This window comes from Acidovorax sp. NN32, assembly GCF_057597245.1.
This window is the reverse complement of the sequence record NZ_CP199679.1, coordinates 2,575,206-2,598,289: the sequence shown is the minus strand read 5'-3', so window position 1 is coordinate 2,598,289 and position 23,084 is coordinate 2,575,206. Positions and strand designations below refer to the sequence as shown.

23 protein-coding genes are annotated in these 23,084 nt (G+C 64.1%); 7 read left to right on the top strand and 16 right to left on the bottom strand.

Going from position 1 to position 23,084, the window contains the following annotated elements; translation table 11 throughout:
* Positions 1-2 precede the first annotated feature (2 nt).
* Positions 3-1,313 (bottom strand): HD-GYP domain-containing protein, encoded by a 1,311-nt coding sequence (locus tag ACT89O_RS12175; protein ID WP_121506551.1) that lies wholly within the window; start codon positions 1,311-1,313, stop codon positions 3-5.
* A 467-nt stretch (positions 1,314-1,780) separates the two neighbouring features.
* Here ACT89O_RS12175 and ACT89O_RS12170 point away from each other — a divergent pair, with 467 nt between their 5' ends.
* Positions 1,781-2,068, top strand: coding sequence for a DUF4148 domain-containing protein (locus ACT89O_RS12170; protein ID WP_121419970.1), 288 nt, complete (start codon positions 1,781-1,783; stop codon positions 2,066-2,068).
* Positions 2,069-2,150: 82 nt separating this feature from the next.
* Complete coding sequence (locus ACT89O_RS12165; protein ID WP_121419969.1) at positions 2,151-2,444, top strand: DUF4148 domain-containing protein; 294 nt, start codon at positions 2,151-2,153, stop codon at positions 2,442-2,444.
* A gap of 119 nt (positions 2,445-2,563) precedes the next feature.
* Here the strand turns inward: ACT89O_RS12165 and ACT89O_RS12160 are convergent, their stop codons facing one another.
* Both ACT89O_RS12160 and ACT89O_RS12155 read right to left on the bottom strand, forming a co-directional pair.
* On the bottom strand, positions 2,564-3,205 hold the full coding sequence (locus tag ACT89O_RS12160) for a CoA transferase subunit B (protein WP_055402417.1): 642 nt from the start codon (positions 3,203-3,205) through the stop codon (positions 2,564-2,566).
* 64 nt (positions 3,206-3,269) lie between these two features.
* Positions 3,270-3,977, bottom strand: a complete 708-nt coding sequence (locus ACT89O_RS12155) for a CoA transferase subunit A (RefSeq protein ID WP_055402415.1) — start codon at positions 3,975-3,977, stop codon at positions 3,270-3,272.
* Positions 3,978-4,066: 89 nt separating this feature from the next.
* On the opposite strand from ACT89O_RS12155, the gene ACT89O_RS12150 reads away from it, so the two are divergent.
* Complete coding sequence (locus ACT89O_RS12150; protein ID WP_487262777.1) at positions 4,067-4,609, top strand: LuxR C-terminal-related transcriptional regulator; 543 nt, start codon at positions 4,067-4,069, stop codon at positions 4,607-4,609.
* 3 nt (positions 4,610-4,612) lie between these two features.
* On the opposite strand, the gene ACT89O_RS12145 is transcribed toward ACT89O_RS12150, so the two are convergent.
* The 3 genes from ACT89O_RS12145 to ACT89O_RS12135 form a co-directional block, all read right to left on the bottom strand.
* The gene (locus ACT89O_RS12145; RefSeq protein WP_176885831.1) at positions 4,613-5,002 is read right to left on the bottom strand and encodes a carboxymuconolactone decarboxylase family protein; all 390 of its coding nucleotides are present in this window, start codon (positions 5,000-5,002) and stop codon (positions 4,613-4,615) included.
* Positions 5,003-5,131: 129 nt separating this feature from the next.
* On the bottom strand, positions 5,132-7,327 hold the full coding sequence (gene katG, locus ACT89O_RS12140) for a catalase/peroxidase HPI (RefSeq protein ID WP_487262776.1): 2,196 nt from the start codon (positions 7,325-7,327) through the stop codon (positions 5,132-5,134).
* Positions 7,328-7,407: 80 nt separating this feature from the next.
* Positions 7,408-8,358, bottom strand: a complete 951-nt coding sequence (locus ACT89O_RS12135) for a LysR family transcriptional regulator (protein ID WP_487262775.1) — start codon at positions 8,356-8,358, stop codon at positions 7,408-7,410.
* Between the two features lie 139 nt (positions 8,359-8,497).
* On the opposite strand from ACT89O_RS12135, the gene ACT89O_RS12130 reads away from it, so the two are divergent.
* Positions 8,498-9,622: an NADH:flavin oxidoreductase/NADH oxidase gene (locus ACT89O_RS12130; RefSeq protein WP_487262774.1), complete on the top strand. Its 1,125-nt coding sequence runs from the start codon at positions 8,498-8,500 to the stop codon at positions 9,620-9,622.
* A 35-nt stretch (positions 9,623-9,657) separates the two neighbouring features.
* Here the strand turns inward: ACT89O_RS12130 and ACT89O_RS12125 are convergent, their stop codons facing one another.
* The 7 genes from ACT89O_RS12125 to ACT89O_RS12095 form a co-directional block, all read right to left on the bottom strand.
* Positions 9,658-10,581, bottom strand: a complete 924-nt coding sequence (locus tag ACT89O_RS12125; RefSeq protein ID WP_487262773.1) for an SMP-30/gluconolactonase/LRE family protein — start codon at positions 10,579-10,581, stop codon at positions 9,658-9,660.
* Between the two features lie 17 nt (positions 10,582-10,598).
* Positions 10,599-11,501 carry an amidohydrolase family protein gene (locus ACT89O_RS12120; protein ID WP_487262772.1) on the bottom strand — a complete coding sequence of 301 codons (903 nt, stop codon included), beginning with the start codon at positions 11,499-11,501 and terminating at the stop codon, positions 10,599-10,601.
* A 3-nt stretch (positions 11,502-11,504) separates the two neighbouring features.
* A complete protein-coding gene (locus ACT89O_RS12115) occupies positions 11,505-12,461 on the bottom strand; it encodes a tripartite tricarboxylate transporter substrate binding protein (protein ID WP_121419964.1) in 957 nt (318 codons plus the stop codon).
* A gap of 187 nt (positions 12,462-12,648) precedes the next feature.
* Positions 12,649-13,647: a Bug family tripartite tricarboxylate transporter substrate binding protein gene (locus ACT89O_RS12110; RefSeq protein WP_487262771.1), complete on the bottom strand. Its 999-nt coding sequence runs from the start codon at positions 13,645-13,647 to the stop codon at positions 12,649-12,651.
* A gap of 73 nt (positions 13,648-13,720) precedes the next feature.
* A complete protein-coding gene (locus tag ACT89O_RS12105) occupies positions 13,721-14,662 on the bottom strand; it encodes an NAD(P)-dependent oxidoreductase (protein ID WP_487262770.1) in 942 nt (313 codons plus the stop codon).
* Positions 14,659-15,345: an RraA family protein gene (locus ACT89O_RS12100; protein WP_228895083.1), complete on the bottom strand. Its 687-nt coding sequence runs from the start codon at positions 15,343-15,345 to the stop codon at positions 14,659-14,661. The genes ACT89O_RS12105 and ACT89O_RS12100 overlap by 4 nt, the downstream gene beginning before the upstream one ends.
* Before the next feature lie 195 nt (positions 15,346-15,540).
* The gene (locus tag ACT89O_RS12095) at positions 15,541-16,536 is read right to left on the bottom strand and encodes a tripartite tricarboxylate transporter substrate binding protein (protein WP_121422712.1); all 996 of its coding nucleotides are present in this window, start codon (positions 16,534-16,536) and stop codon (positions 15,541-15,543) included.
* Positions 16,537-16,682: 146 nt separating this feature from the next.
* Here ACT89O_RS12095 and ACT89O_RS12090 point away from each other — a divergent pair, with 146 nt between their 5' ends.
* Positions 16,683-17,486, top strand: coding sequence for an IclR family transcriptional regulator (locus ACT89O_RS12090; RefSeq protein WP_370108519.1), 804 nt, complete (start codon positions 16,683-16,685; stop codon positions 17,484-17,486).
* A 45-nt stretch (positions 17,487-17,531) separates the two neighbouring features.
* Positions 17,532-18,104: a peroxidase-related enzyme gene (locus ACT89O_RS12085; RefSeq protein ID WP_055402394.1), complete on the top strand. Its 573-nt coding sequence runs from the start codon at positions 17,532-17,534 to the stop codon at positions 18,102-18,104.
* A 73-nt stretch (positions 18,105-18,177) separates the two neighbouring features.
* Here the strand turns inward: ACT89O_RS12085 and ACT89O_RS12080 are convergent, their stop codons facing one another.
* Together ACT89O_RS12080 and ACT89O_RS12075 are read right to left on the bottom strand one after the other, a co-directional pair.
* Positions 18,178-18,609, bottom strand: coding sequence for an acyl-CoA thioesterase (locus ACT89O_RS12080; RefSeq protein WP_431152866.1), 432 nt, complete (start codon positions 18,607-18,609; stop codon positions 18,178-18,180).
* A 20-nt stretch (positions 18,610-18,629) separates the two neighbouring features.
* Positions 18,630-19,412 carry an SDR family oxidoreductase gene (locus ACT89O_RS12075; protein ID WP_436130146.1) on the bottom strand — a complete coding sequence of 261 codons (783 nt, stop codon included), beginning with the start codon at positions 19,410-19,412 and terminating at the stop codon, positions 18,630-18,632.
* A 139-nt stretch (positions 19,413-19,551) separates the two neighbouring features.
* Here ACT89O_RS12075 and ACT89O_RS12070 point away from each other — a divergent pair, with 139 nt between their 5' ends.
* Positions 19,552-21,252 carry an electron transfer flavoprotein-ubiquinone oxidoreductase gene (locus tag ACT89O_RS12070; RefSeq protein ID WP_487262769.1) on the top strand — a complete coding sequence of 567 codons (1,701 nt, stop codon included), beginning with the start codon at positions 19,552-19,554 and terminating at the stop codon, positions 21,250-21,252.
* Between the two features lie 82 nt (positions 21,253-21,334).
* On the opposite strand, the gene ACT89O_RS12065 is transcribed toward ACT89O_RS12070, so the two are convergent.
* A complete protein-coding gene (locus tag ACT89O_RS12065; RefSeq protein WP_487262768.1) occupies positions 21,335-23,008 on the bottom strand; it encodes a methyl-accepting chemotaxis protein in 1,674 nt (557 codons plus the stop codon).
* Positions 23,009-23,084 lie beyond the last annotated feature (76 nt).

Here is a 23,084-nt window from a genome sequence, read left to right as displayed (position 1 = left end):
TTTCAGAGCTTCCGCACTGCCCAATCACACCAATCCGCCACCGCTGCATCCGCAGGGGTGGCGCGGTCTGCCAGCTGCGGCCAGCGGCGATAGCTGGCATTCACAATACTTTGCAGCTGCCACAGCGCCTCGCGCCCCACCAGCGCCACTTCAGCCATCCCAATAGCATCGCCCTGCAACTGGGTCATGAGTTCACCCTGCTGCCGAGGGTGTGAACCGGCCTCCAGCAAGGCTTTTTGCAAAGCCAGCAGCCGCGCATCGAGGAACACAAAGGCGCTTCCCGGCAGTGCCTTGACACTGGTTTCGGGAGGCAGTGCGGTCTTGAGCTGATCCCAGCATTCAAAAGCTTCGGCCAGCAGGTCGATCTGGCGCGAGGCATCGTTGCCCAGCGGCATGAGGGCAGATTCCCGGGCGACTTCTTCCTGCAGCAGGGGCAGGATGTGCGCCACCAGGGCCGATGGAAATTTGCGATGGTTCAGCCGCAGCACCAGCGACAGGCGCTGCGCGGGCATGTCGTCGTATTTTTCATAGAACGCCGCCACCACCTCGGCCAGCAACAGGATGCGGCCCAGAACAGAGATGTCCGCACCGGCCAGGCCACGCGGGTAGCCGCTGCCATCCATGCGCTCGTGGTGTTCCAGCACCGCCACATCCACAGCCCGGGGATAGACCTGGGTATCGCGGATCATGAGCATGGCGGTGATGGGGTGCGCCACCAGATGCTTGCGCTGAACACCAACGACCTTGTGGTCGGGATCGTCCCAGGCCGGATCCATGTGCAGCACACCCAGATCGTGCAGCAAGGCTGCTGCCGCAAGATTGGCGCAGTCGCGCTCAGCAAGACCGCTTTTGATGCCCAGGAACACGGCCACCGTCATCATCTGCAGGCTGTGTTGAAACAGCCCGGGCCGCTGATCGCGCATCACGGTGAGCTTGCAGGCCATGGATGGAGGCAAGGGCAGCGAGCGCAGCGGCGCCAGCAGCCGGGCAGCCGAGCCGAGGGCTTCTGCCAGCAGGTTGGGCAGCACCTCCTGTTCGCTCATGGCCTGCCCCGCCGCGAGCAAAGCGGGTACGTCCACGGGATTCTCGATGGACAGATGGCGGTCAATGGGCTCGCGCAGCTTGTGCTGCACCAGGCGGTCATACAGGCGGCTGTCGATGCGCGCGCCTTTTTCGACCAGCTTGATACCTTTGTCGGTGTAAATAGCTGCGTCAGCAACCACCGTGCGCCGGTCAGCCATGTCGGTCAACGCGCGCAAGTAGTGGGGGCTGTCCGAAGTGTCGATGCCCGCAGGCGCAAGGGTGTCCGTCATGCAGATAACAAAAGCTTATTCGGGACTATAGAGCGTTCTCCCCGAGGGGCATCCACTAAAAATACCCGGGCCACACACAGTCTTGAGCCAGATCAAGTCCCAGTCGCCGTCCCCCAGTGTTTCACAAGGCCGGGAGACTTCCCTGCACGCCATTCACCACCCGATTCAGCCCGTCCTGCAACCATGGTCACCATTCCGGATAAACGCTTCACTCATTGCATGCAAAAGCGGTTCAAGCCTTCTTTTCAGGCTAAAAGTTTGGGTAAACCCTGAAATTCTCTGGCGGTATTGTTTCCAATACTGGAACAGTTAGTTTGCGACTCGGTGGTTTTTCTTTGGACTTCACCCGCGTACAGTTCAACCCATCGATGAGCCGAACCCGCAAGGCGACTCACCGAACCCGGTTCAGGAATGGTTTTTTGACCCGGCTTTTTTGAGACGCTTTTTAACTTCCAAGGATTTTCATCATGAACAACACCGCCCGCTTCCTCTCCATCGCTGCCGTTGCCGCTTTCGCCTCTTTCGGCGCACAGGCTGATGAAGCCGATGCTTCGCAATTCGCTACCAAATTTGAAACCAACCGCACCCGCGCTGAAGTGCAGGCAGAAGCCGCCAGCGTTGCCCAGACCCGCTCCATCGAGCCGGCAGGCTCGCGTGTGTTGACCTACACGTCCACGGCTGACCGCGCTGCCGTGCGTGCCCAGGCTGCAGAAGCCCTGCGAGCTGGCCAGATCCCTTCGGGTGAACGTGGTTGATTCTTGTTGAATCCACGGTTCACACGTTTTCGTATTGCCAAGTACCTCGTCCCTATTTTTTGAATTTCACTGGAGTTTCACCATGAACAAGTCTGTCCGTTTCCTCTCTATCGCCGCTGTTGCCGCTTTCACTGCTTTCGGCGCCCACGCTGACGAAGCCGATGGTTCGCAATTTGCACTGAAGTTCGACACGAACCGCACCCGTGCCGAAGTGGCCGCGGAAGCCGCTACCGTGGCCCAGACCCGCAGCATCGAGCCCGCTGGTTCGCGTGTGGTGACCTACACGTCCACGGCTGACCGCGCTGCTGTGCGCGCCCAGGCTGCTGAAGCCCTGCGCACTGGCAAGATCCCTTCGGGCGAATTCAGCGCCATGTAATTCGCGCGGGAGGTACTGCGGTCGTTGTCACGGCTGCAGCCTGATGCTGAAAGCAAAAGGCCGAGGCCCCTCACGGAGCCTCGGCCTTTTTTGCGTTTGAGGAACGCCCCCAACAACGGTCAAGGAATCAGCGTCACGCCCGTTTTGGCTTGCAGAGCATCAAACGTCACGCCCGGAGCCAGTTCCACCACCTTCAGGCCTTGGGGGGTGACGTCCATCACCGCAAGGTCGGTGATGATGCGGTCGACCACGCCCACGCCCGTCAGCGGCAGCGTGCACTGGGGCAGGATCTTCAGGTCTTCGGTGCCGTCCTTCTTCTTGGCAACGTGTTCCATGAGCACGATCACGCGCTTGACACCCGCCACCAGGTCCATCGCGCCGCCCATGCCCTTGACCATCTTGCCGGGGATCATCCAGTTGGCCAGATCGCCCTTTTCGCTGACCTGCATGGCGCCCAGGATGGACAGGTTGATCTTGCCGCCACGGATCATGGCAAAGCTGTCATGGCTGCCAAAGATGGACGAGCCCTTGATGGTGGTCACGGTCTGCTTGCCAGCGTTGATCAGGTCCGCATCCACCTCATCTTCGTTGGGGAACGGGCCGATGCCGAGCATGCCGTTTTCGGACTGCAGCCACACTTCCTTGTCGGCGGGCACGAAATTGGCCACCAGCGTAGGGATGCCAATACCCAGATTCACGTAAAAGCCGTCTTCGAGCTCATGGGCGGCACGCGCCGCCATTTGGTCTTGACTCCACGACATATGTATTTCTCCAGCTTGTTCGGTGACGGCAGGCTTGTACGCCTGCTTTTCGATAAACGCAGGCTTAAACGCCCGCCTTCTCAGTGATGGTGCGCTTTTCGATGCGCTTTTCCGGGTTCGGGTTGTGCACGATGCGGTGCACATAGATGCCGGGCAGATGGATCTGGTCGGGCACCATGGCGCCGGTTTCCACCACCTCTTCCACTTCAACGATGCAGACCTTGCCGGCCATGGCAGCGGCAGGATTGAAGTTACGGGCCGTCAGACGGAACTGCAGGTTGCCCGACTTGTCGGCGCGGTGCGCCTTGACCAGCGCCACCTCGGGCACGAGCGAGCGTTCCATCACATAGGTTTCGCCGTCGAACTCGCGCAGTTCCTTGCCCTCGGCCACGATGGTGCCCACACCGGTCTTGGTAAAGAAAGCAGGAATGCCCGCGCCGCCTGCACGCAGCTTCTCGGCCAGCGTGCCCTGGGGCGTGAACTCCAGCTCCAGCTCGCCGGCAAGGTATTGGCGCTCGAACTCCTTGTTTTCGCCCACGTAGGACGAAATCATCTTCTTGATCTGGCGGGTTTCCAGCAGCTTGCCCAAGCCAAAGCCATCCACACCTGCGTTGTTGGAAATCACGGTGAGGTTCTTGACGCCGGAATCGCGCAAGGCGTCGATCAGCGCTTCAGGGATGCCACACAAACCGAAACCACCCACAGCCATGAGCTGGCCGTCTGCAACCACGCCCTTGAGGGCCTCAGCTGCGGAGGGGAATAACTTGTTCACCACGATCTCCTTGTGAATTTGGATGCGCTACGATACTACGTACCCGATTAAGTAGTATCCCGTAAAGACTTGCACTATGGACGTTGCCAATGGACGTTGATTACCGACTCGCTTTTGACATGGCCCCCGTGGGCCTGGTGCTGTCGCGCAACCGCACCATGGTCGATTGCAACCGGCATGTGTGCGAGATGTTCGGAGCCTCGCGCGAGGTGCTCATCGGTCAGTCGTTCCAGATACTTTATCCAAGCGCCGACGAATACGAGCGCCTGGGCGCGCACATGGAGCCCATCCTCAACGCCAAGGGCCACTACGCCGACAACCGCATCATGAAGCGCGCCAATGGCGAAGTCTTCTGGTGCCATGTGTCGGGCCGTGCGCTCAACCGTGAAGCGCCCCATGAATCGGGCATCTGGAGCTTTGAAGACCTGAGTTCGCAACGCCCCGTGAAGGCCGAGCTGACAGGCCGCGAACGCGAGGTGGCTGCGCGCCTCTTGGAGGGACTGACTTCCAAGGAGATCGGCCGGGCCCTGGAGATCAGCCACCGCACGGTGGAGATTTACCGGGCGCGCCTCATGCGCAAGTACAACGCGTCCACTGCGGCCGACCTAGTACACAAATTGCTCGCGGGTTGAGCCCTACTTCGGGCCGTCGATCACGTCAGCAGCTGTGCGAAAAGCCTCGACTGCCGTCGGCAGGCCGCAGTAGATGCTGGCGTGCAGCAACACTTCCTGGATCTCTGCCGCTGTAGCGCCGTTGTTGAGCGCGCCGCGCACGTGGCCCTTAAGCTCATGCTGCTTGCCCAGCGCGGTAAGAAACGCCACCGTGATCAAGCTGCGCGTTTTCATGTCCAGCCCCGGCCGCTGCCATACATCGCCCCAGGCATTGCGGGTGATGAACTCCTGGATCGGCTGGGTGAACGCCGTGGCATTGCCAAAGGCATTGGCGACAAAGTCCTCGCCCATGACCTGCTTGCGTGTGGCCAGACCTTTGTCGAAGTCCTTGGTGGATGGGAGTTGTTGTGTCATGCGGGCTCTCCGGTTCAGTTGGGGCCGCCATCGTAGCCGCAGCGCCTGCACGAAAAACACAAAGCCACCTGCGGCCATGCCCCGCGCAGGGCCAGGCAGGTGGCTTTGTCAAAGTGCCAAGCCCCAGGTTTACGCTGCCGCGAGATCAAAACGATCCAGGTTCATCACCTTGGTCCAGGCCTTGATGAAGTCCTGCACGAAGACGGCGTTGGCATCGCTGCTGGCATACACCTCGGCCAGCGCACGGAGCACGGAGTTCGAGCCAAACACGAGGTCGGCCACGGTGCCGGTCCATTTCTTGGCGCCTGTGCTGCGGTCCACCCCTTCCAGCACACCGGTTGCGCTAGCTGACTTCTGCCATTGGGTGCGCATGTCGAGCAGGTTCACAAAGAAGTCATTGCTCAACGTTTCCGGGCGCTGCGTGAAAGCTCCGTGAGGCGCCTGGCCCATGTTGGCACCCAGTACCCGCAAACCGCCGATCAGCACCGTCATCTCTGGCCCAGTCAAGGTCAGCTGGTTTGCGCGGTCGATCAGCAGCTCGGCCACCGCACCCTCCAGCCCGGGGCGGACGTAGTTGCGAAAGCCATCGGCCACGGGCTCCATCACTTCGAACGATGGCACATCGGTTTGCTCCTGCGAGGCGTCGGTGCGGCCGGGGACGAAAGGCACGGTCACGTTCTGCCCGCCTTGCTTTGCGGCAGCCTCCACAGCGGCGCCACCGGCCAGCACGATGAGGTCGGCCAGCGAGATTTTCTTGCCGCCCGTCTGCTCGGCGTTGAACGCGCGCTGGATGGCTTCGAGCTGGCCCAGCACCTTGGCCAGTTGTGCAGGCTGGTTTACGTCCCAGTCCTTCTGCGGAGCCAGACGAATGCGCGCCCCATTGGCTCCGCCGCGCTTGTCGCCGCCTCGGAAAGTTGAGGCAGAAGCCCAGGCCGTCGATACCAGCTCAGAGATCGACAGGCCCGACGCCAACACCTTGGACTTGAGTGCCGTGATGTCTTGTTCGTTGACCAGAGCATGGTCCACTGCAGGAACAGGGTCTTGCCAGACCAGCACTTCGGCGGGCACTTCAGGGCCCAGGTAGCGTGCACGTGGCCCCATGTCGCGGTGTGTGAGCTTGAACCAGGCGCGCGCAAAGGCGTCGGCAAACTGCTCAGGGTGGGCCAGGAAGCGGCGCGAGATCTTCTCGTAAGCCGGATCAAAGCGCAGCGACAGGTCGGTGGTGAGCATCGTGGGCACCAGCTTCTTCGACGGATCGTGCGCATGCGGAATCGTGGCCTCGGCCCCCTTGGCCGTCCACTGGTGAGCACCGGCCGGGCTCTTGGTCAGCTCCCACTCAAAGCCGAACAGGTTTTCGAAGAAGTTGTTGCTCCATTGGATGGGTGTGGTGGTCCAGGTGACTTCCAGGCCGCTGGTGATGGTGTCGCCGCCCTTTCCAGAACCATGGCTGCTCTTCCAGCCCAGGCCCTGCTCCTCAATGCCTGCGCCTTCCGGCTCCTTGCCCACCAGCGCGGCGTCGCCCGCGCCATGGGTCTTGCCAAAGGTATGGCCACCCGCGATGAGTGCCACGGTTTCCTCGTCGTCCATGGCCATGCGGGCAAAGGTGTCGCGGATGTCGCGCGCAGCGGCGATGGGGTCAGGGTTGCCGTTGGGACCTTCGGGGTTCACATAAATCAGGCCCATCTGCACAGCAGCCAGCGGGTTGGCCAAGTCACGCTCACCGCTGTAGCGCTTGTCGCCGCCCAGCCAGGTGTTCTCGGCGCCCCAGTACACGTTTTCATCGGGTTCCCACACGTCGGAGCGGCCCCCGGCAAAGCCGAAGGTCTTGAAGCCCATGGACTCCAGTGCCACGTTGCCGGTCAAGATCATCAGGTCGGCCCACGAAATCTTGCGGCCGTACTTCTGCTTGACGGGCCAGAGCAGGCGGCGCGCCTTGTCCAGGTTGGCGTTGTCGGGCCAGCTATTGAGCGGCGCAAACCGCTGCTGCCCTGCCCCTGCGCCGCCACGTCCATCCGCCAGGCGGTAGGTTCCGGCGCTGTGCCAGGCCATGCGCACAAACAATGGCCCATAGTGGCCAAAGTCTGCGGGCCACCAATCCTGCGAGTCGGTCATCAGCGCATGCAGATCGGCCTTTACGGCAGCAAGGTCGAGGCTCTTGAATTCTTTTGCGTAATCGAAGCCGTCGCCCATGGGATCGGTGAGCGGGGAGTTCTGGTTCAGGGGACGGATATTGAGCTGGTCTGGCCACCAGTCGGCATTGCCACGGCCCTTGGGCGCGGCAGCCTTAGTGTGGTCAAACGGGCACTTGTTGGTCTCTTGTGTCATGAGGCACTCCTGTTGGCGTTGGTGAGCAGCCGATGTTATGGAGTGCATTTCCTTATGAAAAGGCAATAGTTTTGATTAATTCAATAGTTTTTCTCTAATTTCGGCAAATGCAGCGGACTACCGACCTCCTTGCACCCACACGTATCGAACAGCACCGATCGGACCCAGCGGTGCCCCGGCGAGCGATGGGTGCGTTCATGCCAGGCAGCAGTTTTAACGAAGCCAGGTATGGCCACTGGTGGCTCCAGCACAACCAGCCCGCGTGCATCAGCTACCACCCGCTGGGGCACCACCGCGATCAGGTCGCTATTGCGCAGGATTTCCGGTAGCACCAGAAAGCTGGTGATCGACAGCACCACCCGCCGTGATCGGCCCAAGCGTGCCAACACCTCATCCGTCACGCCGCAGAAACCGCCACCCGTGTACGAAATGAGCGCATGGTCCAGCGCACAGAAGCGGTCCAGCGACAGCGCGCCGCCCTTCGCATCCGGGTGCCCGGCGCGCATCACGCACACGTAGCGCTCGTCAAACAGGTGCCGGGCATACAGGTCGGGCGCCGTGTTCTCGGGGCTGATCAGGGCCAGATCGATATCGCCCCGCTCCAGCCGCTCGTACACCGGCAGATGCTGGGCCGGCACCACGGCCACGCGCACGCCGGGCGCGCGGCGACGCAGCATGGCCAGGAATGGCACCACCACCGCCTGCAACGCATAGTCGGTGGATGCAAGCTGCACCGTCATCTGCGCCGTGGCAGGGTCAAAGACCTGAGGTTGCAGCAGCGACTCGATCCCACCCAGCAGTTCCTTGACAGGCGCGGCCAGCTCCTGTGCGCGCAGCGTGGGCGTAATGCCACGCTGTGTCCGCACGAAAAGCGGGTCATCAAAGCTCTCGCGCAGCCGGGTCAGCATGCCGCTCACCGCAGGCTGGGTGAGCGACAGGCGCTGGGCGGCGCGGGTTACGCTGCGTTCGTCGAGCAAGGCATCCAGTGCCTTGAGCAGGTTCAGGTCCATGGCCCTGATATCAATTGCCATGATTTCAGAAATAAGAACTATCGATTTGGTTTATGGCTGCATCGTACCCACCATCTTCACTGTGCGTGGCCGTGGTGTCTTTGCCCTCGCCCTCAGCCCGAAATTCCTTTTCTAATCAACCGACAAGAAAGCAAGCTGCATGTCTGCCCTGTTCACACCGTTCCAGCTCAAAAGCGTCACCCTGCGCAACCGCATCGCGATCCCGCCGATGTGCCAGTACAGCGCGGTGGATGGCTTCACCAATGAATGGCACCAAGCGCATTACGCCGGTCTCGCTCGCGGCGGCGCAGGCCTGGTGATCGTCGAGGCCACGGGCGTATCGCCCGAAGGCCGCATCACCCCGGCCTGCACAGGCCTTTGGAACGACCAGCACGTCGAAGGCATGGGCCGCATCGCCGCCAGCATCAAGGCCGCTGGCGCCGTGCCCGGCATCCAGATCGCCCACGCAGGCCGCAAGGCCAGCGCCCAACGCCCCTGGGAAGGCGATGACCACATTCCCGAGAACGACGCGCGTGCCTGGCAGCCGATAGCACCGTCCGCCATTGCTTACGGCGGCGGTCTGCCCCGGGTACCCCAGGCCATGACACTGCAAGACATTGCCCGCGTGCAGGCCGACTTTGTGGCCGCCGCACGTCGCGCACTGGCCGCAGGGTTCGAGTGGCTGGAACTGCACTTTGCCCACGGCTACCTGGCGCAGAGCTTCTTCTCGCCCCACAGCAACCAGCGCACCGACCAGTACGGCGGCAGCTTTGACAACCGCGCGCGCTTTCTGCTGGAAACCGTGGAGGCCGTGCGCAAGGTGTGGCCCGCGCACCTGCCACTCACGGCACGCTTCGGAGTCATCGAATACGACGGACGCGACGAGGAAACCGTGGCCGAGTCCATTGAGCTGGTGCGCCAGATGCGCGAACGTGGCTTGGATATGGTCAACGTCAGCGCGAACTTCGTGATTGCCGAGACGCAGATTCCCTGGGCAACCCCCGCCTTCCTGGCCCCGGTCGCACAGCGCGTGCGCAGCGAAGCCGACCTGCCCGTGGCCTCGTCGTGGGGCATCGATGACCCGAAAATCGCTGAACGTGCAGTGGCCGACGGCCAGATGGATTTGGTGATGATCGGCCGCGCCCACCTGTCCAATCCGCACTACACCTACCACCTGGCGCAGGTGCTGGGCGTGCAAAAGCCTGAATGGAACACGCTGCCCGCGCCCTACGCGCACTGGCTGTCGCGCTATCGCGGCGCCGCAAAGGTCGCTGCAGCCCAGTAAAGCTCTGAAAACGCCCTTGCCCTTTGGCCCGACATTCAGTCCGGGGTCGAGCGGTGCAGGGGTAGCCCCGGCGCATCCAGCCGTGCGTGCAGGATGTGGCCGTGGGTCGAATCGGTCACGAACACCGTTTGTCCTCCCTGCCCGCCATAAGCCAGATTTGTGGTGGAGGCTCCGGCCGGCCCCCGCAGCACCAGCACGGGCTCGGCCCGGTGGTTGAGCACCCACACATAACCCAGGCCCGGGTTGGCCACCAACAGGCGCCCCGCCCCATCCACCGCAAGCCCATCGGGGCCGCTCGGGCCATAGGACGTGAAGAACTGCCCCACCTTGGCCACGCTGCCATCGGGCAGCAGCGGCACGCGCCACACACAATTGCCACGTGTGGCGGCCAGGTACAGCACGCGGCCGTCGGGCGACAGGGCCACGCCGTTGGGGCTGGGCACGTTGTGCAGCAGCAAGTCGAGCTGGCCATTGGGGCGCAGCCGGTACAGGCGCCCGCTCGGGTCGTGCAGGCCGCTCTGGCCCTGGTCGGTGAAGTACAGGTTGCCATCGGCGTCGAAGATCAAATCGTTCACGCCCTTGAAGCGTTCGCTGTTGCGGCGCTCCAGGTACGGCGTGACCCTGCCGGTCGCGATATCGAGCCGCATCAACCCGTTCTTGTAGTCGGTGATGAGCAGCGTGCCAGCATCCATGAACTTCATGCCATTGGGCTCGCCGTCGTACTCGGCCACCAGCGTCCACGCGCCCTGCGGGTCGATGCGGAAGATGCGGCCCCAGGGGATGTCGGTCACGTACAGGTTGCCCACGCCGTCGAACACCGGGCCTTCGAGGAACGAATCGGTGACGGTGCCGCCCCGGTTGGCATCGGCCCAGACGCTGCGCTCGGGGCGGCGGAAGGTGTCGGGCATGGAGCTGAAAAACGCCAGCTCGCGGACCTCGGGGGATTGCAGCAGAAACATGGAAGAGGCTTTCTTTGTCAGGAGGTGGCGCCGAAACCATAAAGCCGCGCCGGGTTGTCCACCAGGATACGGTCCATCGCCGCATCCGAGCCCGCCCAAGCGCGCAGCAGGTCCACCAGGTCGGCATCGTTCACGGTGCCCGGCGCCTCGGTGGTGTGGGGCCAGTCGCTGCCCCACACCAGGTGATTGGGGGCTACCCGCACCAGGGCTTGCCCCAGCGGCAGGGTGTCGGCGTAGCTGGGGCCCTGCACGGCAGAGCGCATGTAGGCACCCGAGAGCTTGACCCAGGTGTTGCCCCCGTCCAGCAAGCGGCGCAGCACGCCAAAGGCTTGGGCCGATGGACCTTCGGCCGGATCGATGCGCCCCAGGTGGTCGATGACCAGCGGCACCGGCAGCGCCTGCAGCACAGGCGCCAGCGCCACGATCTGCTCCGGGTGTGCGAACACCTGGATGTGCCAGCCAGCGCAGTCCGCATGCCGTGCCACCTTGCCCGCCAGTGTGGTCAGCATCTGCGCCGTGGTGGTGCCCCACGATTGGGGTGAGACAAAGTTGACCCGCAGCCCGCACACGCGGCGCGCGGCCAGCCGGGCCAGCTCTGCATCGCTCACGCGGGGGTCCACCACAGCCACGCCACGTGCGTCGTCACCCAACTGGTCCAGCGCATCCAGCGTGCAGGCGTTGTCGGTGCCGTAGGTGGATGGCGTCACCACCACCGTGCGTGTGCTGCCCAGGCGCTGCTGCAGCTGCCGATAGGCGGCCACGGGCGCATCGGGCGGCGTGCGCGGCCAGTGGGCAGACGGTGCAAAACGTGCATCGAAGATGTGCATGTGGCTGTCGCACGCGCCGGGCGGCAGCAGGCGCTGCGGGCGGTTCAGGCCCACCGAGTGCGGCACGGGCGTGGTCAGCGCGGGCAAAGACATGGCTCAGTCGAGTTTGATGTTGCCCTTCTTCACCACCTCGCCCCACTTGCTGTCTTCCTTCTTGAGGAAGGCGGCAAACTCCGCAGGCGTGGAGCCGATGGGCTGGGCGCCCAGGTCGGCCAGGCGCTGCTTCACTTCGTCTTCCTTCAGCACCTCTTGCAGGGCCTGCTGCAGTTTGGTGGCCACGTCGGCAGGTACGCCCGCAGGCAGGAACACGCCGTTCCACTCATAGGCCTCATAACCGGGGATGGCCGCCTCGGCCACGGTGGGCACATCGGGCAGGCGCTTGGAACGCTCAGGCGCCGACACGGCCAGCGCGCGCAGCTTGCCGCCCGCCACATGCGGGTAGGTGGCGGCCACGGTGCCGAACATGAAGTCCACCTGGCCCGCAATCACGTCGGTGATGGCGGGGCCACCGCTCTTGTAGGGCACGTGCACCATATCGAGGCCCAGCTTCTGGGCCATCAGCTCCGCCGCTAGGCGCTGCACCGTGCCGCTGCCGCCCGAGGCAAAGTTGATCTTGCCGGGCTGCGCCTTGGCCTTGGCAATCAGCTCGCCCACGTTCTTGTAGGGCGCATCGGCCTTCACGATGAGCACATTGGGCGCCAGCAGCACCAGCGACAGTGGCTGCAGCGCGGTGCTGGCATACGGCATCTTGGGGAACAGGTGCGGGTTGATGGAGTGCGGCGTGGCGTCGTACAGCATGGTGTAGCCATCCGCCGGGGCCTTGGCCACAAAACTCGCGCCAATGGTGCCACTGGCGCCCGCCTTGTTGTCCACAATCACGCTGCCGCCCAGCTTGGCGCCCAGGCGGGTGGCCACCACGCGGGCCACCGCATCGGCCGCGCCACCGGGGGCATAGGGCACAACGAGTGTGATGGGCCGCTCGGGGAACGCGGCGTGGGCCAGGCCTGCAGCCAGGGCGCAGGCGGCGATCAAGGGTTTGAGAAAACGCAACATGAAGTCTCCTTATCTATTCAATCCATGAAGAACAAACAGGTATCGCTGGCCCATGGCCTGCGAAACTGGCGCTGACAAAGCGCAGGCAGCCGTGCAAGGGCCGCCCTGCCGCACTGGCTGCGTCCCCCTTCCCGCATCGCGCAGCGAGGCGAGAGAGGGGGGGAAGGCGCAAAGCGCCTCAGGGGGGTCAATCCACTTTCAGATCAAGCTCGCGTGCAATCTGCGTATAGGCGGCCACTTCGCGGCCGACCTGGCTGGCAAACGCAGCGCCGCAGGTGGCATCGGCGTCCAGCCCCAGGCCGCGCAACTTGTCGTTGGCCGCAGGGCTTTGCACAAAGTCCCTGGCCACGCGCTCCAGCTGCTGGGCAATGGCGTCGTCCAGCCCCGCCGGGGCCAGCAGGCCATACCAGGCGTCGGCCGAATACTTGCCGCCACCGGCCTCGGCAAACGTGGCCACATCGGGCAGCAGCGACGACCGCTTGGGCGATGCCACGGCCAGCGCGGTGAGCTTGCCGCTCTTGATCTGCGGCAGCACCGAGCCCAGCGTGGCAAACGAGCTGTCGAGCTGGCCGCCCACCAAGTCCGTGACCACCGGCGCGGCGCCCTTGTAGGGCACATGGTTCAGCTGCAAGCTGTTGGCGCGGGCAAACATCTCGGTGGCAAAGTGGCCTGAGCTCCCCACGCCCGCCGTGCCTGCGGACAGACGCCCCGGATCCTCGCGCGCACGGGCCATGTACTCAGCCAGCGACTTCACGGGCAGGGCCTGCCCCACCACCAGCACCGTGGGGCTGGTGGCTACGGTGCACAGCGGCTTGAACGACTTCACCGCATCGAACTTCACCCGCCCGGCGTACAGACCCGGGATCATGGTGTGATTGGTGGCGCCAAACAGCAGCGTGTAGCCGTCGGCGGGCGCGCTGGCCACCGCCTGGGCGGCCAGGATGGTGTTGGCGCCGGGCTTGTTGTCCACCACAAAGGGCTGGCCCAGCGCGCGGCTGGCGTGGTCGGCAAACGCACGGGCCACCACATCGGTGGGGCCGCCTGCGGCAAATCCCACCACCAGTTTGACGGGCTTGTGGGGGAACGCAGTTTGCGCCCCTGCTGCACCGGATGCTATACAAACAATAGCTATCAGCGCTTTATGGACGAGCGCAGAGGCCGTTTTTCTTCTCAAAATGTCGTGCATGTCTTTGTCTCCATGGGCCGGGGCGCCCTGCCCCGTGCCTTTTTTCTCTTTGCTTTCAGGAAGGGGGCTGGCGTCAGGCCGCAGCCATCGCTGCGCCAGGCACCCGGGCCAGCACGGCCAGCAGGTTCTGCGCCGCGCCCACGCCCATGTTCACGTAGGCATCGCTGGTCACGCCGCCGATGTGGGGGCTGAGGATGAAGTGCTTCTCGCCCTGGAAGGGATGGCCCGCCGTCATCGGCTCGACCGCAAAACTGTCCAGCCCCGCCGCCATCACCTGGCCCGAACGCACGGCAGCCAGCAGCGCGGCCTCGTCGATCAGGCCGCCACGCGCCGTGTTCACCACAATCACGCCGCGCTTGCATTGCGCCAGCGTGGTGGCGTTCAGCATGCCCCGGTTCTCGTCGGTCAGCGGGCAGTGAAGAGACACAGCATCGGCTTCGCGCCAGATCGTCTCCAGGCCCACGCTCTGCACGTAGGCGGGCAGGTTCTTGGCAAACGGGTCGAAGCCGATCACGCGCATGCCCAGGGCGTCGGCCATCTTGGCAAACCGCAGGCCGATGGCGCCCAGGCCCACCAGGCCCACGGTGCGGCCACCCAGTTCCAGGCTTTTGTGCGTGGCTTTGTCCCAGTGGCCCGCGTGCATGCGCGCATCGAGCTGCACCACCGATTTGGCGCAGGCCAGCAGCAGCGCTAGCGCCTGCTCGGCCACGGCGGCGGCGTTGGCGCCCACGGCGGCCACCACCTCAATGCCCCGGGCCTTGGCCGCCACCTTGTCGATGGTGTCAGTGCCGCTGCCGTGCTTGGAGATGACCTTGAGCGCGGGGGCCGCGTCCATCACCGCAGCGCCCACCTTGCCGTAGCGCACGATGATGGCCACGGGGTTGTGCGCACCGCACAGGGCCACCATGTCTTCTTCGGTAGGCGTCTTGCCTGCGTAGACGATGTCGTAGCCCGTGAGCAGGTCCAGGGCTTGCTGCGCCAGATCGGCGCCGGTGACGATGATGGTTTGGCTCACAGCGATTCCCCTTCCTTCAGCACGCCCGCAGCGCGCAGCGCGGCAGGCAGCCATTTCGATGCGGTGTCGCCGCGTGCAATGGCTTCGATGCGAGCGGCTTCGTCCGCCACCTTCTTGTCGGCCAGGGCCAGCATGGCGGGGGCTTTTTCGCGCTCGATCACCACCACGCCATCAGCATCGCCCACGACCAGGTCACCCGCGTTCACCACGGCACCACCGGCGCAGATGGGGTGGTTGATGCGGCCGGGCACGTACTTGGTGGGCCCAGCGGGGTTGAAGCCCGCGCTGAACACGGGGAAGTCCAGCTCCAGGATCTCCAGCTTGTCTCGGATGGCGGCGTCCACGATCACGCCGGCCAGGCCGCGCTTCTTGCAGGCGCTGAGCATCAGCGTGCCCATCAGGGCCGCCGTCTGGTCGCCCTTGCCGTCGATCACCAGCACATCGCCCGGCTGAGCCAGGGCAATGGCGGCGTGGATCATGAGGTTGTCGCCGGGGCGCACTTCGACGGTGAAGGCAGGGCCCGCCACCTTCATGTTCTGGTGCACAGGGGCCACACGGCCGTGCATGGTGCCGCGGCGGCCTGCCACGTCGGCCAGGATGGCGGCCTGGTAGGTGGCGGCTTTTTGCACTACGTCGGCGCTCACGCGGTCGATGGTGCGGATGATTTCAGGGAGTTGGCTCATGGGGAATCCTTGGAAAGAACGCGGAGATGCTGGGGAGCGAATGGGCGCGGCTGACTGGGATGCGCGTGCAAGGCGCCCATGCCGCAGCGCAACCAGCCCCGGACTCAGCGGCTGGCGAAGTGCAGACGAAATGCGAAGGTGAAGAAGTGGGGCGGGCAGATACGCGGGACAAACCGCCCCCCCAGCGTGAGCCCGTCAGTCCAGGCTGGCGCCGGAGTCCTTGACGATCTTGGCCCAGCGCGGCACTTCGGCTTTGAGCAGCGCGCTGAACTGCTCGGCGGTGCCGCCCAGCACATCGCCGCCTTCGGAGCGCAGCTTGTCGGCCACATCGGGCTGCTGCAGGGCCGCGTTGATGGCCTTGTTGAGCTGCGCCAGGATGGGTGTGGGCGTACCGGCAGGGGCCAGGATGCCGAACCAGGTCACGGCCTCAAAGCCCTTGTAGCCCGACTCGGCCAGCGTGGGCACATCCGGCAGTTGCGGCGAGCGCTTGGCCGAGGTGATGGCAATCACCTTGAGCTTGCCGTTGCGCACCTGGCCCAGCAGCGTGGGCACCGACGACATGTACAGGTCGATCTGCCCGCCCACCAGGTCCGTCATGGCCTGGGCCGCGCCCTTGTAGGGGATGTGGCGCAGCTTGATGTCGGCGGCGTTTTCGGCCAGCTCCCCGGCCAGGTGGGCCACGGTGCCGTTGCCCGAATAGCCCAGCGTGAGCGCATCGGGCTTGCCCTTGGCGGCCGCCACCACATCAGCGTAGCTCTTGAAGGGTGAGTTGATGGGCGCAGCCATGACGATGGGCGAGGACGAGACGAGCGCCACGGGCACAAGGTCCTTGAGCGGGTCGTACGGCAGCTTGGGGTACAGCGTGGGGTTGATGGCCAGGTTGCTGGTCTGGCCAATGACGAGCGTGTAGCCGTCGGCGGGTGACTTGGCGGCGGCATCCACCCCCAGGTTGCCGCCCGCGCCGGGGCGGTTGTCCACGATGACGTTCCACTTGTTCTGGTCCGTGAGCTTTTGCGCCACCGTGCGGGCAATCATGTCGGTGCCTCCGCCGGGAGGGAACGGCACGATCAGGCGGATGGGTTTGCTGGGGTAAGCGGCCTGCGCCAGAGCGGCCCCGGTGGGTGCGGCTGCGGCCGCAAAGCCCAGGAAGGCAGCGCACAGGGAGCGCGAAAGCGAAGTGAAGGCGGTCATGAATTTGTCTCCGTTGTGGTGGTTCGTCACGCCGGTCTGCAGGGCCTTTGTTGTGATACGTGTTCTGGTCCGGCGCCGTGGGTGCGACTGTACGCAGACGTTTCAACCCATACAATGCAGTTGCGTACCATGAAACGAATTGCGCCATGAGCAACCACCCCGCCAAGCCCTCCCAACCCCTCGCCCCCGCGCCCCGTCCCATGGCTCCGGCAGATGCAGAACCCGGTGGTGGTGTCATCGCCGTCACACGTGCCCTGCAGGTGCTGGAAGCCTTTGCACTGGGCGAATCCAGCCTGCCCCTGGCCGAGCTGAGCCGCCGCTGCGGCCTGCACAAGACCACCGTGCTGCGCCTGGCGCGCACGCTGGCGCAGTCGGGCTTCATGGTGCAGCGCGAGGACGGCGACTGGCGCCTGGGCCCGGCCGCAGGCTGGCTGGGGGCGCGCTACCAGGCCGGTTTTGACGTGCAGAACGTGCTGGAGCCCGCGCTGCGCGAGCTGACTCTTGCCACGGGCGAAAGCGCCGCGTTTTATGTGCGCGAAGGCAATGTGCGGACCTGCCTCGTGCGTGTGGAAGGCCCGCAGGCGCTGCGCCACCACGCACGCATGGGCGAAGGCCTGCCGCTGGACAAAGGATCGCCGGGCCGTGTGATCCTGGCGTTTTCGGGCGAGCCGGGCAAGGCCTATGAAGAGATCCGCAAGAAGGGCTACCACTGGTCGATTGGCGAGCGCGAACAGGGCGTGGCCACGGTGTCGGCGCCGGTGTTTGGCATGCACTGGCGGCTGATGGGCTCGGTGTGCATTTCGGGCCCGGCATCGCGCCTGCCCGCCGAAAAGCTCGAAGCGCTGGCGCAGACAGTGATGGCTGCGGCCACCCAGTTGTCGTATGCGCTGGCGGGCAATTCGGCCGCGCCCGCACAAAGCCCTGTACGAGCCACCCAGTGGCATCCGTGATACTTGCCCCGCAACCTCAACTCACAAAAACCACAGGAGACCGCCGTGAGCCGCTACCCTTTTCCCGACCTGAACACCCTGCCCGAAGACATCCGCGCACGCATCGTGGAAGTGCAGGAGAAGGCGGGCTTCATCCCCAACGTGTTCCTGGCATTTGCGCGCCGCCCGGCCGAGTGGCGAGCGTTCTTTGCCTACCACGATGCACTCATGCTGAAAGAAGAAGGCAGCCTGACCAAGGGCGAGCGCGAGATGATCGTCACTACCACCAGCGCGGCCAACCAGTGCCTGTATTGCGTGGTGGCGCACGGCGCGATCCTGCGCATCTATGAAAAGAAACCCCTCATCGCCGACCAGGTGGCCGTGAACTACCGCAAGGCCGACATCAGCCCACGCGAACGCGCGATGCTCGACTTTGCGATGAAGGTCTGCCAGCGCTCGCACGAGATCGAGGACGCCGACTTCGCTGCGCTGCACGCCCACGGCTTTGACGACGAGGACATCTGGGACATCGCGGCCATCACTGCATTCTTTGGCCTGAGCAACCGCATGGCCAGCTTTGCGGGCATGCAGCCCAACCCAGAGTTTTACTTGATGGGACGGGTGCCCAAGCAGAAGTAAGTGCCCTGGCGCATTTACTATCAATCTAATAGCCAATAGCGCTTATCCAATAAGCGCTAGAGCCCAATTTCATTCAAATTCTATCCGCAGAGACCAGCGCCCGCATCCAGTCCGGCAAGGGCGCTGCCTTCTGCTGCGGGAAGTCCACCCAGATGGTGGTGGCGCCACCTGCCGCGCAAATCACGCCGGGCTGGTCCACGCGCTCCATCGTGCCCCAGGTCTCAAACGTGGTGCGGCCCGGGTCGCTCACGTAGAGCTTGAGCAACACGTCGGCCGGGTATTCGAGCTGCTTGTAGAAATTGCAGAACGCATTGACGATGACAGGCCCCTGTCCGCGCGGGTCGGGGTTGCAGCCCACCGACACCATCCACTCGATGCGCGCGGTTTCCAGGTAGCGGAAGTACACGGTGTTGTTGACATGGCCCATCGCATCCATGTCGCCCCAGCGCACCGGGAACCGCATCTCAAAGACCAGCTTCTTGACCTCAGGGATTTCGATCTTCATACCCGCTCGTGCCCCAGGGATCAGACCGCGAAGCCGTCGTCGGCTGCGATCACCGCGCCATTCACAAAATGGCTCTGGTCACTGGCCAGCATCACCAGCAGCGCATCCAGGTCCTGCGGCTGGCCCACGCGCTTGCGCGGCAGCATGTCCATGAGCTTCTTGCCCTGCTCGGTCTGCCAGTGGTGGTGGTTGATTTCCGTGTCGATGTAGCCGGGGCAGATCGCATTCACGTTGATGCCGAACCGGCCCCACTCCAGGGCCATCGCCCGGGTCATCTGCACCACAGCTGCCTTGCTCATGCAATAGGCGCCGATCTGCGGCAGCACCTTCAGGCCCGCCATCGAAGCGATATTGATGATGCGACCGCCGGTGAAGCTGCCCGGCGCTGCACCGCGGGAGCGGGCCAGCATGCGCCTGCCCACCTCTTGCGCCACAAAGAAGGCGCCCTTCACATTGGTGTCGAAGATGAAGTCATAGTCCTCGGGCGTCACGTCCTGGATGCGCTGCGTGGTGCTCACGCCGGAGTTGTTCACCAGAATGTCGATGGAGCCCATTTCGGTCTCGGCATGTGCCACGGCGGACTTGATGGAGTCGTGGTCGGTCACGTCCAGCTCGATCACATGGGCGTCACCGCCCTCGCCTTCGATGCGCGCGCGCAGCTCCTTGAGTTTTTCCACCCGGCGGCTGGCCAGCACGACGCCTGCGCCAGCGCGGGCCAGGGTGCGGGCAAACTGCGCGCCCAGCCCGCTGGAGGCGCCCGTGATGAAGGCCACGCGGCCGGACAAGTCGATGCTGTATGCCATTTAGAGTCTCCCTACTGATCAAAATAGAACGGTCGTTCGATTGTCTATATTCCGTGAATACAATCAGTCGCCAGACAGACAGAGCGCGGTCGGCGCTCTGTAGAAAATAATCCATTATCAAACGCCCGACGAGAAGCCCATGACCAACGAAGAAATCCTCGCCCAATACGGCCCCCGCGAATCCATGGAATACGACGTGGTGGTCGTTGGCGGCGGCCCTGGCGGCCTTGCCACTGCGATCCGCCTGAAGCAACTGGCGGCCGAAAAAGGCCAGGACGTCTCGGTGGTGGTGCTGGAAAAAGGCTCCGAACCCGGTGCGCACATCCTGTCGGGCGCCATCATGGACCCCAAGGCCCTCACCGAGCTGATCCCCGACTGGAAAAAGCGCGGCGCGCCGCTGAACCAGCCCGTCACCGACGACGCCTATATCTTCCTCAGCGAAAAGTCGGGCTTTCGCGTGCCCAACATGTTCCTGCCACCGTTTGCGCAGAACCATGGCAACTACATCATCAGCCTGGGCAACCTGACCAAGTGGCTGGGCGAACAGGCCGAAGCCCTGGGCGTGGAGATCTTCCCCGGCTTCACTGCGGCTGAAGTGCTCTACAACGACAACGGCTCCGTCAAGGGCGTGGCCACCGGCAACATGGGCGTTGGCAAGGATGGCGAGCCCACCGAGAACTTCCAGCTCGGCATGGAACTGCTGGGCAAGTACACCGTTTTTGCCGAAGGCGCGCGCGGCCACCTGGGCAAGCAGCTGATTGCCAAGTTCCACCTCGACAAGGACCGCGACCCGCAGAGCTTCGGTATCGGCGTCAAGGAACTGTGGGAGATCGACCCCAAGAAGCACCAGCCCGGCTTTGTGATGCACACCGCTGGCTGGCCCATGGAGAACGACACCTATGGCGGCGCCTTCCTGTACCACCTGGAGGGCAACAAAGTCGCCGTCGGTTTTGTGACCGGCCTGGGCTACCAGAACCCCTACCTCAGCCCGTTTGAAGAATTCCAGCGCTGGAAGACGCACCCGAACGTCCGCTATTACTTCGAAAACGAAAAAGGCGAAATCACGGCCAAGCGCCTGTCGTACGGCGCGCGCGCCATCAACGCCAGCGGCATCAACGCCCTGCCCAAGACCGTGTTCCCGGGTGGCGCACTGGTGGGCTGCAATGCGGGCTACCTGAACGTGGGCCGCATCAAGGGCAGCCACGCCGCCATCAAGACCGGCATGCTGGCCGCTGAAGCCGCCTACGACGCCGTGGTGGCTGGCCGCCAGCACGACGAGCTGACAGCCTACCCCGAAGCCTTTGAAAAGAGCTGGCTGCACACCGAACTGAACAAGGACCGCAACTTCAAGAACTGGTTCAAGTACGGCCTGACCACGGCCACGCTGATGAACGGTTTCGAACAATTTGTGCTGCGCGGCCACATCCCCTGGACGTTGCACCGCGACAAGCCCGACCACGCGTACCTCAAGCCTGCGGCCGAGTGCAAACCCATCGTCTACCCCAAGCCCGATGGCAAGCTCACGTTCGACCGCCTCTCCAGCGTGTTCATCAGCAACACCAACCATGAAGAGAACCAGCCCGCCCACCTGACGCTCAAGGACGCGAGCGTGCCGGTCAACATCAACCTGGCCAAGTACGCGGGCCCCGAGGCGCGCTATTGCCCGGCGGGCGTTTACGAGTTCGTGCCCGACACCACCAAAGGCGGTGATGCCCAGCGTCTGCAGATCAATGCGCAAAATTGCGTGCACTGCAAGACCTGCGACATCAAGGACCCCACGCAGAACATCGTGTGGGTCACGCCGGAAGGCGGCGGCGGTCCGAACTACGCGGGCATGTAAGCACCATCAAAATTCATAGCACCTTGCGCTTGAAGGGCCTGCGCTGCAGGCCCTTTTTTATTGATGTATCTGGCACTGGCGCTCACGCGGCTGCCCGCGTGAGTTGAAACTGCCCCATCGCACCCGCCAGCCGGTTGGCCTGGTCCTTGAGGCTCTGGGCCGCTGCAGCGCCCTGCTCCACCAGCGCGGCGTTTTGCTGCGTCATGTGGTCGAGCTGGTCGACCGCCTGGCTCACCTGGCCGATCTGCGTGCTCTGCTCGCTGCTGGCCTCGTTGATCTCGGACATCAGCGTGGTCACCCGCTCCACGCTCTGCACGATGTCGCCCATGGTGGAACCTGCGGTGACCACCAGCCGGGCGCCGTCACTCACCTTGTCCACACTGGTGGAGATCAACGCCTTGATCTCGCGCGCCGCATTGGCACTGCGCCCTGCGAGGCCCCGCACTTCGCTGGCCACCACGGCAAAGCCGCGCCCCTGTTCGCCCGCGCGGGCGGCCTCCACGGCGGCGTTCAGTGCCAGGATATTCGTCTGGAACGCAATGCCATCAATGATGCCCACGATGTCGGCGATCTTCTTGCTGCTGGCGTTGATCTCTTCCATGGTCTTGACCACCTGGCTGACCACTTCGCCGCCTTTGCTGGCCACTTCGGTGGCGTTCAGCGCCAGGGCATTGGCCTGGCGTGTGCTGTCGGCATTGGCGGCCACCATCTGCGCCAGCTGCGCAATGCTGGCCGCAGTCTGCTGCAGGTTGCTGGCGGCATGCTCGGTGCGCATGCTCAGGTCAGTGTTGCCGGCTGCCACCTCCGAACTGGCCACATGGATGGATTCGCCCGAGTCACGCACCTCGGTCACCACGTAGTGCAGCGACTCGACCATCTTGTCCAGCGCCGTGAGCAGCTGGCCAATCTCGTCGGTGCGCTGGGTTTTCATGCGCACCGTCAGGTCGCCCCGCGCCACCAGGTCCGCCGCTTCGCAGGCCTGGCGCAGCGGCAGCACGATGGAGCGCCGCAGCAGCCAGCCAAACAGCGCCGACAGCGCCACCACCACCAGCACCGCCACAGCACTGACCCATTGCGCACGGGACGCGTCGGTAATCATGCTGTCACCCGCTTTCAGGGATGACTGCTCGGAGGCTGCGAGCAACTGGTCAATGGAGCGCAGGTACTGGGTCAACGCAGCAGCGTGTTCCTGCAACTCCTTCTGGCTGATGATCTTGGCTTCGAGGGCGTTTTGCACCAGCGCATCCCGCAACACTGCATATTTCTGGCGTTGCTCCTGGGCTTCGGTCCACAGCGGCCCGGCGCTCTCGCTGGAGGACGCCTTGGCCATCGCTTCTTCAATGCGCTTGCGCATCGCGTCTTCGGCGGCGATTTGGCTGCGCATCTCAGCCACCAGCGGGAACACGTCGGACGACAACGTGGCACGCAATGCAATCTGGCCGATATAGACAGACTGCGTTTTCCAGTCCCGCACCGTGCGCTCAATGGGCAGCTGCTCTGCAGTCAGCAGCGTAGCCTGGCGGCTGGTGTCCTGGCCCGTCAGCCAGGTGGTGGCGCCGAGCAAGGCCACCGCGAAGCCCAGAATGCCAAAGCTGGCCGCCAGCTTCTGCCCCACGCTCAGGGTGCGGCTGCGCCGCGCAGGCTCTGGGCTCTGGGCGGCAGAGTCTGTTGTGGCACGGCTGACATCCGCTTGTACAGGTGCGGCGGAGAAGGTGGCGCCGCCAAGCGCCCCGGAAGTGGCTGGCAAGTAGTTCATGAGCGTTCTCCTGGTTCATTTCCCGCACCGTGCGGGGGTGGAAACCAGTGGTGGCAAGCGCTGTGCCCAGTGTGTC

Excerpts from the sequence above, each read along its gene's own strand:
- ACT89O_RS12175 (WP_121506551.1), bottom strand. The coding sequence starts at position 1,313 with ATGACGGACACCCTTGCGCCTGCGGGCATCGACACTTCGGACAGCCCC.
- ACT89O_RS12170 (WP_121419970.1), top strand. The coding sequence starts at position 1,781 with ATGAACAACACCGCCCGCTTCCTCTCCATCGCTGCCGTTGCCGCTTTC.
- ACT89O_RS12165 (WP_121419969.1), top strand. The coding sequence starts at position 2,151 with ATGAACAAGTCTGTCCGTTTCCTCTCTATCGCCGCTGTTGCCGCTTTC.
- ACT89O_RS12160 (WP_055402417.1), bottom strand. The coding sequence starts at position 3,205 with ATGTCGTGGAGTCAAGACCAAATGGCGGCGCGTGCCGCCCATGAGCTC.
- ACT89O_RS12150 (WP_487262777.1), top strand. The coding sequence starts at position 4,067 with ATGGACGTTGATTACCGACTCGCTTTTGACATGGCCCCCGTGGGCCTG.
- ACT89O_RS12145 (WP_176885831.1), bottom strand. The coding sequence starts at position 5,002 with ATGACACAACAACTCCCATCCACCAAGGACTTCGACAAAGGTCTGGCC.
- katG (WP_487262776.1), bottom strand. The coding sequence starts at position 7,327 with ATGACACAAGAGACCAACAAGTGCCCGTTTGACCACACTAAGGCTGCC.
- ACT89O_RS12135 (WP_487262775.1), bottom strand. The coding sequence starts at position 8,358 with ATGGCAATTGATATCAGGGCCATGGACCTGAACCTGCTCAAGGCACTG.
- ACT89O_RS12130 (WP_487262774.1), top strand. The coding sequence starts at position 8,498 with ATGTCTGCCCTGTTCACACCGTTCCAGCTCAAAAGCGTCACCCTGCGC.
- ACT89O_RS12125 (WP_487262773.1), bottom strand. The coding sequence starts at position 10,581 with ATGTTTCTGCTGCAATCCCCCGAGGTCCGCGAGCTGGCGTTTTTCAGC.
- ACT89O_RS12120 (WP_487262772.1), bottom strand. The coding sequence starts at position 11,501 with ATGTCTTTGCCCGCGCTGACCACGCCCGTGCCGCACTCGGTGGGCCTG.
- ACT89O_RS12115 (WP_121419964.1), bottom strand. The coding sequence starts at position 12,461 with ATGTTGCGTTTTCTCAAACCCTTGATCGCCGCCTGCGCCCTGGCTGCA.
- ACT89O_RS12110 (WP_487262771.1), bottom strand. The coding sequence starts at position 13,647 with ATGCACGACATTTTGAGAAGAAAAACGGCCTCTGCGCTCGTCCATAAA.
- ACT89O_RS12100 (WP_228895083.1), bottom strand. The coding sequence starts at position 15,345 with ATGAGCCAACTCCCTGAAATCATCCGCACCATCGACCGCGTGAGCGCC.
- ACT89O_RS12095 (WP_121422712.1), bottom strand. The coding sequence starts at position 16,536 with ATGACCGCCTTCACTTCGCTTTCGCGCTCCCTGTGCGCTGCCTTCCTG.
- ACT89O_RS12090 (WP_370108519.1), top strand. The coding sequence starts at position 16,683 with ATGAGCAACCACCCCGCCAAGCCCTCCCAACCCCTCGCCCCCGCGCCC.
- ACT89O_RS12080 (WP_431152866.1), bottom strand. The coding sequence starts at position 18,609 with ATGAAGATCGAAATCCCTGAGGTCAAGAAGCTGGTCTTTGAGATGCGG.
- ACT89O_RS12075 (WP_436130146.1), bottom strand. The coding sequence starts at position 19,412 with ATGGCATACAGCATCGACTTGTCCGGCCGCGTGGCCTTCATCACGGGC.
- ACT89O_RS12070 (WP_487262769.1), top strand. The coding sequence starts at position 19,552 with ATGACCAACGAAGAAATCCTCGCCCAATACGGCCCCCGCGAATCCATG.
- ACT89O_RS12065 (WP_487262768.1), bottom strand. The coding sequence starts at position 23,008 with ATGAACTACTTGCCAGCCACTTCCGGGGCGCTTGGCGGCGCCACCTTC.